Below are 10,342 nucleotides of genomic sequence, written 5' to 3'. Positions count from 1 at the left end.
TATAACTAACAGATTACAAATAAATAATAAGAAAACCCGCACTACTGTGCGGGTTTATTTGGTGGACCACCAGGGGTTCGAACCCTGGACACCCTGATTAAGAGTCAGGTGCTCTGCCAGCTGAGCTAGTGGTCCATGACACGACTAATTATATGCCTATTTTATAGGAATGTAAAGAATATTTATTACATTCCTATAAAACATATACATCAATATTGCCTTAGCCAATCCTTCATCGTATTACAAGCCTCTGTAGGGAGTATATCACTAGTTCCTACACAGTCAGCACCACTATACAGTTGAAGAACGCTATGCGTACGGCTTACTTCTTTGACGATAATATCTGTCACATCTGCCTTTGGCACATTAAATTGCAATCCATAACGCCCCTTGTAGGTAATGACAGCAGATTGTGTATCGTATTCGATATGGACTTGAAGCATCTTGCCACCAGGCCAACATTCTTCAATATGTTCCTTTGATCTTGGTTTTAGAAAATCAAAAAATCCCATATTATCCTCCAATGCGCCACATAGGACGTTCTGGTTGTTCCATACCTACGCCATCATGACGTTCTTGCTTTCGTTGCAACGCACGTTCAATATGCAAAGCTAAGTCTTCCTCTGTGGCCCCATTGCGCACAAGAGATACAAGATCAGCCTCATCATCACGCAACAAGCATAAACGCATTTGCCCATCTGATGTAAGACGTACGCGATTACATGTATCACAGTAGCTATGAGACATAGAAAAGATGAAGCCTACAGCCTTTCCACTTGGCAACGCTAAATACGTAGCAGGACCAAAACCATACACAGAGTGAACCTCTGTAAGAGGCCCCCCACTTACACGTTCCAATTGAGCTCGCCACTCATCAAAGGTCGGTCCATGGAATGCATCACCTTGGAATGGCATGTATTCTATAAATCGCCATATAACAGGCCATTTTTCTACATACTGTAACAAAGATTTGACTTCTTCATCAGACCAATGACGAGATAATACAGTATTAATCTTCACAGATTTAAAGTTTGCACTAATAGCACTACGAATACCATCTAGCACAGAATCTAGCTGACCTTCTTTACCTACACAAGTAGCAAAGGCATCACTTTCAAGAGAATCGAGACTAATATTCACTCGGTTCAATCCAAGTTTTTTCAATCGTTGTGCTCGAGATGCAAGTAGGCTACCATTCGTAGTCATAGATATATCTTCAAACCAACCAGTATCCTTAATACGGGTTAACAGCTCTTCAATATGAGGATACAACAATGGCTCGCCACCAGTTAAACGTACCGCTTTCACGCCGATACGATGGAAGGCACCTAAAATAGTCATCCATTCATCAACTGATAATAATTGGGTTTGACTTTGAGGTGTAATTTCAGCAGGTCGACAATAGGGACAACAAAAATTACACGCATCTGTCAATGACAGACGTACATATTCAATTGTACGGCCCCATGCGTCTTTCATAACACACCTCGTTTGTACGACTAAGTTATTTGATAATAGATACTTCATCACCTACGTGAATGGTACCATTTTTAAGGACTTTGCCAAAGATGCCTTGTGTAGGCATGATACAAGATCCTACTTGTTTCATGATTTCACAGCCATGATGACATTCCTTACCAATTTGAGTAATTTCAAGAATTACATCACTACCAATTTGTAATTGTGTACCTACGGCTAATTCGTAAAGTACCATACCTTCAACAGTGATATTTTCTGCAAAATCACCAGGTTTAACATCCGCCCCTTGAGCGCGCATATGGTCTATACTTGCAATGCCAAGCAAGCTGATTTGACGATGCCAATTGCCTGCATGCGCATCACCTTCCATACCGTGATCTACAACAAGATTAGCGGATTCAATATTATGTTTCTTTTGCCCTTTTTTCTCACTAATAGAGATAGCAATAATTTTTCCGTCTGCCATGTAACCCTTCCCTTCTTATGGGAACATACCATATATACATAACTTTATTTCAACATGTAATTGCAACTAATTTTATGATTCTCTTCTTACTGAAAGCACCATAAAATTATTCTACAATTATCTATTTATTATATCATAGTATTCATACAATTTTCCTATGAATTTAATCACTAAAAAAGAACTCTGCTCCTAGGAACAGAGTTCTCATATAATAGATCTTATCGGCGACCCATTTCTTTAATTTCATCACCATGATTAACACCATTAAGTAGTAAGTTAAGCAAGATCGCCATAATACTACCAAAGGTAATACCAGATTTTAAAATAATTTGTGCCCAAGCAGGGAAATTAGCATAAAAGTTTGGCGCTGCAATAGGAATCATAGCTACACCAATACTGATTGCTACGAGCATTAAATTATGATTGCCTTCAAAGCTAACCTTGCCCAAGGAACGAATACCACTTGCAACAATCATACCAAACATAGCAATACCAGCGCCACCTAATACAGCATTTGGAATACTAGCTACGATAGCCGCTAATTTAGGAAATAATCCCAATAAAATCAAGATCACACCAGACGCAGCAACTACAAAGCGGCTCTTAACCCCCGTCACAGCAATAAGGCCCACGTTTTGAGCAAATGCTGTATATGGGAAGCTATTAAGAATACCACCGATAACAGTAGACACCCCATCAGCACGAATGATTGATGCTAATTCTTTACGTCCAATTGGCTTATCTACGATTTCGCCAATCGCAATACTATCACCTGTTGTTTCAACCATAACAACAAGCATTACGATAATCATGGAAAGCACAGAAGCCCAATCAAAGGTTGGCAAACCGAAATAGAACGGTTCAATAACTGCAATCCAGCTGGAACGACCAACTTCGTCAAAGTTGGTAACGCCCATTGCAAAAGCTATAGCTGTACCTGCAATTAAACCAATTAATACAGAAAGATTACTGAAGAAACCTTTTGCAAATTTGTAAACGAATACAACGATTAAGAATGTAAGGAACCCTAGCCCAATATTGGTAAAACTACCAAAATTCGGATTACCTACACCGCCACCCATCCAGTTAATGGCAACTGGCATCAAGTTAATACCGATAATGGTAATAATTGTACCTGTAACTACAGGAGGGAATAGTCGAATAAGGCGACTAAAGAATGGCGCTATCAAGAATGTAAATAAACCGGCTACAATAATGGCGCCATAAATAGCAGTCATACCATGCTGAGCCCCAATCATCGCCATAGGACCTACTGATGCAAAGGTAACGCCTTGGATCATTGGAATACGTCCACCAATGTTACCAAAACCTAATGTCTGGATTAATGTGGCAACACCGCAAGTAAATAAGTCCGCTGTAATTAAGCGAATCAAATCTTCCACAGGCAAGTGCATGGCCTGTGCCACGATAATAGGTACGGCAACGGCGCCTGCATACATGGCCAACACGTGCTGTAAACCAAAGGCAAAGAGCTGTGGTATTGGCAACATACTATCGACCGTATTCATTTGTTTTTGATCTGTCATAATGTCTCCTACATCAAACCTCGAAATAACACCCATTTATTTTACACTATCGTTCGGATTTTAACAATAGAAAAAAGAGAACCTATTATTTTTAAAAGCAATAATAAGTTCTCTTTTTTAATTTTTCCGAACATTATACTTTAAAGATTATGAATTGTTCGAAATTGTTCAAATTTTATTAATTAATATATCCAGATATCTATCAAGTTATTTCAAGCTATTATTTTAAATTGCTATTTTGAGCTAGTTATGCATATAAACCTATAATAGCCGCCTCTTTAGCATCGAGATCTTTTTCGATAGCATTCATTTTTGTAGTTATATTAGTTACAAAGGCTTCATCTTTAATCCCAGATAAATTGATACGTACATTTAAGAATGCCGCTTTTACGGCAGCACGAGCATTGATAGCAGCGATAATACCATCTGTAATAAGGTTTTGATTGCCCTTGCGAGATGCCATATCCGCCAAATCAAAGATTTGATACGCTAATTCACCGATTTCAAATGGCACCATAGCAGCATCTTTATAAGCTTGCTGAATAGCTACACTGCGTGTAGCCTTCTCTTCATCAGTATTCTTTGGCAAACCTAATGCGTTCATAAAGATGTTAAATACATCCGCATCAGCTTGAGACAATTCAAGCATGCGATTACGAATGGCTTCTGCTTTACTTTGAAGGTCTTTCATTTCAGATTGAACCTCTTCATAACCTTTTTTACCAAAAGTTAAGTTTGCCACCATTTCAGCTAATGCAGCGCCCGTTGCAGCTGTTAAAGCCGCAATGGCACCACCACCTGGTGTAGGCTCTTTAGATGCAGTAGCGGCTACAAAGTCATTTACTTTTTGTTCTACTAATTTCATATCTATACCTCATGTAAAGGAGATAACAAGATGAACCTTGTTATCTCCTCATAATTACTATAAAACTGTAACGATTAAAACAATAAACGCTTTAACTCTAATTAAAACCAGTCGTAAAGGTTAATCCTTTTTAGAAAGGCTAACTATAAGTATATACTATTAGAATAAGCCTTTAATCGTACCATCTGCTTCTATATCCATGTTAAGAGCTGCTGGGCGTTTAGGAAGGCCTGGCATAACCATTACATCTCCTGTACGGCATACGATAAAGCCGGCCCCATTGGCAACGCGAATATCGGATACAGTGATAGTAAAGCCCTTTGGTGCACCGAGCAACGCAGGATTATCAGACAAGGAATATTGTGTTTTCGCCATACATACAGGCAAACGATCGAGACCCCAATCTGCTAATTGTTTAATTTGCTTTTTAGCTTTATCCGTAAAGATAACACCATCACCACCATAAATCGTAGTAACGATCTTATTTACCTTTTCTTCTAAGCTATCTTCTACATCATATACGAATTTAGGTGTTGGTTTTGAACCCTCAAGCAATTCAACGACCTTTTTAGCCATATCAATGCCGCCTTCGCCGCCCTTTTCCCAACATTCATTAAGCTCAACAGGGACGCCAAATTCATTACACAAGCGAGTTAACTCAGCGATTTCCGCATCTGTATCGGTAGCAAATTTATTTATGGCTACTAGTACAGGTACGTTAAAGTAACGCATGTTTTCGATTGCTTTCTGTAAGTTGCTGAAACCTTTTGTAACAGCCTCAACATTTTCTGTATTAAGCTCTTGTTTTGGTACGCCACCATGCATTTTAAGAGCTCGTAATGTAGCTACAATAACGATTGTATCAGGGAAAATGTCGCCGTAACGACATTTAATGTCGAGGAACTTTTCAGCCCCTAAATCAGCACCGAAGCCAGCTTCTGTAACTACAATATCACCTAATTTAAGACCTAATTTTGTAGCTACGATGGAGTTACAACCATGAGCGATGTTTGCAAATGGACCACCGTGGACGATAGCCGGCGTATGCTCTAATGTTTGTACGAGATTTGGTTTAATAGCATCTTTCATAAGAAGGGCCATCGCACCTTGGCAACCAAGTTGATGCACATACACAGGTTCACCTGCTAAATTGCAACCAATTACAATGCGACCAAAACGTTCTTTCAAATCTTCTAGATCTTTAGCTAAGCAAAGAATAGCCATAATTTCAGAAGCAACAGTAATCATGAAGTGATCTTCGCGAGGGAAACCACATACTTTGCCGCCAAGTGCTACGGTTACGTTGCGAAGTGCACGGTCATTCATATCTAGAACACGAGTCCAAGATAATTGACGCAAATCGATTTGCAATTCATTACCTTGATGGATGTGGTTATCAATCATAGCGGATAACAAGTTATTGGCTGCTGTAATAGCATGCATATCACCTGTAAAGTGAAGGTTAATATCGTCCATTGGTACTACTTGAGCATAACCGCCACCTGCTGCGCCACCTTTTATACCAAATACAGGGCCCAAGGATGGTTCACGTAAGGTTGCAATCGCATTTTTACCGATTTTTTGTAGACCTTGTACGAGACCAATGCTCGTTGTGGACTTACCTTCCCCCGCTGGTGTCGGTGTAATAGCCGTAACAAGCACCAATTTACCATCTGGCTTAGCTTCTAAGCGACGAATGGCATCAAAAGAAATCTTCGCTTTATAATGACCATATTGTTCAATATCATCAGGTGTTAAACCACATTTATCGGCAATAACCTGAATTTTTTCCATTTTATTCTGTTGGGCAATCTCAATATCGCTTAACATAAAGCCTCCTCGGCACTATGGCCACATAAACCTATATAACAACTATTAGATAGACATATACGTTTCATAAAATATGTCTACTGTGAATGTATATTTGTACACTTACATTACTCTATTATATGTGAAAGTTCCTCTAATGTCTAATACTTATGTCTAACAAATTTAGTAATCTATCTAATATATAGCAAAACAAACACTATATATACATAACCAAGAAAAGGCCCTGATGTAAATGTACATCAGGGCTTTCAATATATACCAAATACTATTATCTTATTAGAATGGGAATAGGATTGGAAGTAAAATAAGTGCTACGATACTAGATACAACGATAAGTGGCAAACCAGCTTTCACATAATCCATGAAGCTATAGCCAGCTATATTGTATACCATAGTGTTGGCAGGCATACCAATTGGTGTAGCATATGCCAAGGAGCCAAGAGTTATCATTACACTCGTATCCATATATACCTCCCAATACGTGTAATATACCTAAAAAAGGGTACAAAAAAGGAGGATTGTACAAAATCCGTATAATCCTCCTATTTAGTTACATGTCACAATGCAATTATTTAATGAAGCCTACATGTTTATAGATTTCTTCTAACACCTCTTCTTTTTTCGCATTGTATTCTACTTTTTTATTTTCAAAGTAGTTATTACCTTCTGCATCAATGGATACGATAAGTGGACCAAATTCTTTAACCTTAAAAGTCCACAAAGTCTCACACATACCTAATTCACGCCAATTAGCAGATTCTACTTTTTCGACTTCTGTAGCAGCAAGAACTGCATTGCCTGCAGGGAATACACAGTGTAGTGCGCCAAAGTCTTTACATGCACGGGCTGTTTCAGGACCCATGCCACCTTTACCTACAATGAGACGTACACCAGTCTTTTTAACAAAGTCATATTCGAATTTTTCCATTCGCATAGATGTAGTAGGACCTACAGATACTACTTCAAATTCATTATCGCTTATAGTTCGAATAATTGGACCTGCATGAAGTATAGCCCCATCTTTAACATCAACCGGTAAAGTTTTACCTTCTTCTACCACACGACGATGCCCCATATCACGACTAGTTGTAATATGCCCAGTCAAATAAATTACATCGCCTGGCTTAATGCCTTCTAAATCAGATTTTTGAATTGGTGTAGTTAATATTTTCTTAGCCATTATAATGTCACTCCTTTATGAGATTTAACTGTGCAATTACCATCCTTATCAAATACGAGATCGCCGCGACGATGATTCCAACAACCTACACTAACAGCACAAGAAATAACAGATGGATGACGTGTTCCATGTTCAATGTTAACACCTAATACAGTTTTATCCCCACCCATACCTTGAGGTCCAATACCAATCTTATTAATTCCATCTTCTAACAATTGTTCCATATAAGCCGCTTTTTCATTAGGTGCTTTTGAAGATACAGGGCGCATTAATGCCTTTTTAGATAATCCAGCAGCTGTATCAATAGTTGTAGCAATCCCTACACCTACCAATAGTGGAGGACATGCATTTAAGCCATAGCTTGTCATCAAATCAAGAACAAATTTAGCAACACCTTCATAACCTTCGCCTGGCATCAATGTTTTACCGGACCCTGGCAAGGAGCACCCGCCACCAGCCATGTAAGGGAAGATTTCTACATCATCGCAATCAGGAATGATATCCCAGTGAATATAAGGTGCAGTGAGGCCAATATTTTTACCAGTATTAAACTCATCAAAAGTTTCTACACAGTTCAATCGTAATGGAGCTTCTTGTGTAGCTTTATAGGTTGCTTCTCTTAGAATATCTTCTAATTCTCCTAGTAAGGGATAATTAGATCCAACCTTTACCCAAAATTGTAAGACCCCTGTATCTTGACAAGAAGGACGATTAAGCTGAGCTGCTAAATCCATATTATGTTGCATTGTCTCATAAATAGATTTGGCCATAGGATTTTTTTCATCCTGCGCCAATTCATGAATTTTTTCTTGTACATCATCAGGCAATACCTTTGCCATGTAAGAAATGAAATTAGCTATCTTATTAGTCATTTCTTGTACTTGTTGTTCCTTCGTACTCATCGCAAACCTCCAAAAAGACTTCATTATTTAAGACGTGATTATTTATGTTTCGGAACCTTAGCTCCTTTCGATGATTTCATTGTACTCTTTTTACAGGATATAACTATCCAATTTATAAGTTGATTTTTGCTTGTGAAAGCACGCTAATTTCATACAAAATCCCCCATATGATTATGTTTTTACACATTCAAAATATACAATTACACCTATTTAAAAACACCAAAAAGAGCACTACTTATCAAAAGGTAGTGCTCTTTCATCATTTATTTTTATATGCTTATCAAATATACAAAATCACCTATACCTAATGATTGTATATCCCCCTAATTTTAATTTTCAAAATCATAAAATTATAAGCAATTACAAGGAATTATAACAATGAAAATTATGATTGTAATTTTTTTACAACCATCTCAAGTTCTTCTCTAACATCCTGTAACTTTTGATTAGCCTCTTCCAATCTATCCTTATTGATAGAGGCATCTTGATATGGTAAATAGGTTTGCAATATATCTATAATATCCTTTTCCTGAGTAGAGATAATTTCCTTCCAATCATGTAGCTTTGTCTTACGCCCCATCTCTTTTGCTTGCTTTCTATATTCAGATGGTGTTGTATGGAAATGTTTCTTGAAAGCTACATTAAAGGCTTTAATATCTGCGAAACCACAGCTACTTGCAATATGAGCTACCCCATCCTCAGAATTAGCTAAACGAACTGTAGCCTCTCGTAATCTCAACCGTAACAAATACTCTAAAAAGGAAACTCCTAATTGGCGTTTAAAGAACTGAGATGTATAGTTCACATTATAACCGCCTATTTTAGCAATATCTTCTAACTCGATCTTCTGCTTATAGTTTTCATCAATATAGGTAATCATTTTATCAAAGGTAGCTACAGTCATATCAGCAGGCTTTGTATGTACAGGGATAGTCTTAACCGCATCAATTTCACGATATATATCACTCGTCATAGCTAAAAAGTGACTCTCCAAGCATAATTGACGATCAGTACCTTCACCATTTACCATTAATAACATCATTTGTGCGGCACGATGACGTAAGGACGTAAAGAATTTATTATCCCGATTAGTTTTATCTAAACGCAATACAAATTGGTACATGCCGAAGTTAGGATCAAAATATTGGAAAAACTCCTTACTTACATGAATAACGAGAGCCGTTGTATCCTCCTCTAAGGCCAACGTAGCATGACCAACTTGAGGAGAAATAATAATCGTATCAAGAGGTTCCATTGTAAAAACCTCACTATTACAACTCATGTCGATTCTGCCCTTTAGTAAGATTAGGATTTCTACGCCACTGTGCCAGTTATAGTGATAGGTACTAACCTTATATATATCACTATTGAAATCTATGTGATTGTGTTTGTATGTATAGTGAAAGTAATCCATAACAACGCAACACCCTTCATAAAATCAAACAAATACCTCTCAATTATTTACATAAAAAATGCACCTCTTATAAATCTAAGAGATGCATTCATTATGATATATATAATTAACAACGGTCAACAGTAATCTTATTTTACATGTCAATAAATTATAGTTTTATGTTTCTGTAGCATTATATATCTATTCTTAAAATTACATAACCGCTGTAATAGCTGCTGCCAAACCAAAGAAGATACCTGGTGCATTGGCTAATGCTACTGGAATATCTCTATGTTCTTTGAACAAACCATACGCTACCCATAATGTACAGTTGATCGCAGCTACAAGTGGTTGGATCCAATCGCCAGTACCTGGATGAGCTAGGTTATGCATGATTTGTGGGAAGTAAGATACATACATAGCTACAGCAGTAACAGTTGCAACTTTACCTACGTTTTCCATAAATTTAACTTGATTCATATATCCTCCAAAATTATAACTTACTAATTTTTTTACTCCTGATGAAGTATATTCTACTCAGTTTGGAGAATATAACTATCCAAATTAAAAGGTAGTTTTTATAGTAAAATCCACAGAAAAATATAGATTTCTCTCGATTTATTGTATTTTTAGAGTCTATTGATATATAAATTCACCTAGAAAACACATATAAAAAAGCA

The 10,342-nt window shown here is 37.4% G+C and carries 10 protein-coding genes, 1 tRNA gene and 1 pseudogene; all 12 read right to left on the bottom strand.

From position 1 onward, the window contains the following. Window positions 1–59: 59 nt before the first annotated feature. Window positions 60–135, bottom strand: a tRNA-Lys gene (locus QZ548_RS04575). A gap of 74 nt (window positions 136–209) precedes the next feature. After that, window positions 210–512, bottom strand: coding sequence for a hypothetical protein (locus tag QZ548_RS04570; protein ID WP_119206974.1), 303 nt, complete (start codon window positions 510–512; stop codon window positions 210–212). Window position 513: 1 nt separating this feature from the next. Continuing rightward, the gene (gene moaA, locus QZ548_RS04565; RefSeq protein ID WP_119209113.1) at window positions 514–1,479 is read right to left on the bottom strand and encodes a GTP 3',8-cyclase MoaA; all 966 of its coding nucleotides are present in this window, start codon (window positions 1,477–1,479) and stop codon (window positions 514–516) included. A gap of 25 nt (window positions 1,480–1,504) precedes the next feature. Beyond that, window positions 1,505–1,945, bottom strand: a complete 441-nt coding sequence (locus QZ548_RS04560; RefSeq protein ID WP_119209114.1) for an MOSC domain-containing protein — start codon at window positions 1,943–1,945, stop codon at window positions 1,505–1,507. 218 nt (window positions 1,946–2,163) lie between these two features. Beyond that, a complete protein-coding gene (locus QZ548_RS04555) occupies window positions 2,164–3,492 on the bottom strand; it encodes a nucleobase:cation symporter-2 family protein (protein ID WP_119209115.1) in 1,329 nt (442 codons plus the stop codon). A 247-nt stretch (window positions 3,493–3,739) separates the two neighbouring features. After that, window positions 3,740–4,357, bottom strand: coding sequence for a cyclodeaminase/cyclohydrolase family protein (locus tag QZ548_RS04550; RefSeq protein ID WP_119209116.1), 618 nt, complete (start codon window positions 4,355–4,357; stop codon window positions 3,740–3,742). A 159-nt stretch (window positions 4,358–4,516) separates the two neighbouring features. After that, window positions 4,517–6,187, bottom strand: coding sequence for a formate--tetrahydrofolate ligase (locus QZ548_RS04545; RefSeq protein WP_119209117.1), 1,671 nt, complete (start codon window positions 6,185–6,187; stop codon window positions 4,517–4,519). A gap of 276 nt (window positions 6,188–6,463) precedes the next feature. Next, window positions 6,464–6,622: pseudogene (locus QZ548_RS04540) on the bottom strand (SLC13/DASS family transporter); the annotation flags it as partial. 133 nt (window positions 6,623–6,755) lie between these two features. Beyond that, window positions 6,756–7,367 (bottom strand): L(+)-tartrate dehydratase subunit beta, encoded by a 612-nt coding sequence (ttdB, locus tag QZ548_RS04535; RefSeq protein ID WP_005385844.1) that lies wholly within the window; start codon window positions 7,365–7,367, stop codon window positions 6,756–6,758. Continuing rightward, complete coding sequence (gene ttdA / locus QZ548_RS04530) at window positions 7,367–8,269, bottom strand: L(+)-tartrate dehydratase subunit alpha (RefSeq protein WP_119209120.1); 903 nt, start codon at window positions 8,267–8,269, stop codon at window positions 7,367–7,369. The genes ttdB and ttdA overlap by 1 nt, the downstream gene beginning before the upstream one ends. Before the next feature lie 385 nt (window positions 8,270–8,654). Beyond that, complete coding sequence (locus tag QZ548_RS04525; RefSeq protein WP_119209121.1) at window positions 8,655–9,683, bottom strand: AraC family transcriptional regulator; 1,029 nt, start codon at window positions 9,681–9,683, stop codon at window positions 8,655–8,657. A 192-nt stretch (window positions 9,684–9,875) separates the two neighbouring features. After that, a complete protein-coding gene (locus QZ548_RS04520) occupies window positions 9,876–10,142 on the bottom strand; it encodes a SemiSWEET family transporter (RefSeq protein WP_004698672.1) in 267 nt (88 codons plus the stop codon). Between the last annotated feature and the right edge of the window lie 200 nt (window positions 10,143–10,342).

This window comes from uncultured Veillonella sp. (assembly GCF_915069625.1).
Classification (GTDB): domain Bacteria; phylum Bacillota; class Negativicutes; order Veillonellales; family Veillonellaceae; genus Veillonella.
Note: the sequence above shows the minus strand (reverse complement) of the source record. Positions and strands in the feature narration are given on the sequence as shown.